The sequence below is a fragment of the Candidatus Atribacteria bacterium genome, from assembly GCA_011056645.1.
Classification (GTDB): Bacteria; Atribacterota; Phoenicimicrobiia; order Phoenicimicrobiales; family Phoenicimicrobiaceae; genus Sediminicultor; species Sediminicultor quartus.
Window position 1 is genome coordinate 1 of record DSEL01000130.1, and the last position, 1791, is coordinate 1791.

Below are 1791 nucleotides of genomic sequence, written 5' to 3' on the forward strand. Positions count from 1 at the left end.
CACAAGGCCTTAAATGATACAGAGAACCGTCCCCTGTATCATAATGTTTCTACTTTTAGTAAATTAGTGGTGCCGGGAACTTTAAAAGGAATTCCCGCAGTGATGACAATCTTATCTCCTGAGTTGGCCAATCCGGTTTTTAAAGCAATCTTCTTCGATTTTTCAATCATATCGTCGGTGTTTTCCAATTCATCAGCTCTAAAAGGGTAGACTCCCCAGCTAAGAGCGAGTTTTCTAACTGTGGAATCCTGGGTACTGGCTGCAATAATAGGAACAGAGGGACGATATCGGGATACCATGCGAGCTGTACTCCCGGAAAGAGTAAAAGTAACGATAGCTTTTGCTTTTAAATCCATAGCTACCTGACAGGTAGCGTGACTTATCGCATCCGGATTGGTAGATTTAACCGAAAGCGACCTCTCTGTCAATATTTTTTTATAATCTATAACTTTTTCAATTCTCAGGGCTATCTTATTCATGGTTTCTACTGCCTCTAAAGGGTAATTTCCTACTGCAGTCTCCTCAGATAACATCACGGCATCAGTCCCATCAAGAATTGCGTTAGCCACATCGGTTACTTCTGCACGGGTAGGACGAGGTACATTCACCATCGACATTAGCATCTGGGTTGCAGTAATTACCGGCTTTCCCACAAAATTACATCTTTTTATAATGTCCTTTTGAACCAGTGGGACATTTTCTAAAGGTATTTCTACTCCCAGATCACCCCGAGCTATCATTATCCCATCAGAAACTTCAATTATTTCTTTCAAGTTATTTATTGCCTCTTTCTTTTCTATTTTGGCAATTAAGGAAATATCCTCGGCTGCATTTTCCTTCAAGATTTTTCTTACCCTCAAAACATCCTCAGCATTTCTGATAAAAGAAAGACCGATATAATCAACTCTATTTTTTATTCCAAAAAGAATATCCTGATAATCTTTTTCAGTTAAAGATGGAATATCCATCGATATGTTCGGGATGTTAACCCCTTTATGAGAGCTTAGTTTTCCACCTCTCACTATCCAACAGGTAATATCTGTAGAGCTAAGCTCTTTCACTTTAAGCTCTAAAGTTCCGTCAGCTAAAAAAATGCAATCACCTCTCTTCACTTTCTGAGGTAAAGAAGGAAAGGTAACAGATACTGCCTGTTCGTCTCCGGGAACCCCACGATTTGTAAGAATAAAAGTAGAGCCTTCTTTTAAAAAAATAGGCTCTTTTTTAATCTCTCCAATTCTTATCTTTGGTCCTCCCAAATCTTGAAGGATGGCTATGGGCATATGATTCTTCAAAGAAGCTTGGCGAATATTTTCAATGACTTGACAGTGTTCTTCATACCTTCCGTGAGAAAAATTCAAACGAGCAACATCCATACCTCCCTGGATCAGCTTCTCTATTTTTTCATAGGAACTGCTCGCTGGTCCAATAGTACATACTATTTTAGTTTTTATCATCATACTCATCATTACATCTCCTTTAAATTAAAAGAATATGGAAGCTAATAGTCTTTTTCTTTCTCAATTAGTTTACTACTTTTCCTCAAATAATTCCTCGTCCTTAGATAGACAAAAGACATCTTCTTGTAGATGTTTTTTATTATTTGTTTATCTCTACACCTGTCTCTATTATAATAACACTAAAGAAATACAATTTCTTTCACTTTTTTAACTCATTCTCATTACTCAATGCCAATTTTTTTATCTGCTATTACTATACGTCAATCCTGCCTTTATCTTCTTCGTTCATATTATATGTTCGGCAGTATATTTGAAGGCTTGACAAAAACTATAC

General features: G+C 37.0%; 1 protein-coding gene. It reads right to left on the bottom strand.

The window, feature by feature from the left end; genetic code table 11:
* Window positions 1–38: 38 nt before the first annotated feature.
* Window positions 39–1463 (bottom strand): pyruvate kinase, encoded by a 1425-nt coding sequence (gene pyk, locus ENO17_05275; protein HER24442.1) that lies wholly within the window; start codon window positions 1461–1463, stop codon window positions 39–41.
* Window positions 1464–1791 lie beyond the last annotated feature (328 nt).

Coding starts and splice junctions, on each gene's coding strand:
- pyk (HER24442.1), bottom strand. CDS start 1,463: ATGAGTATGATGATAAAAACTAAAATAGTATGTACTATTGGACCAGCG.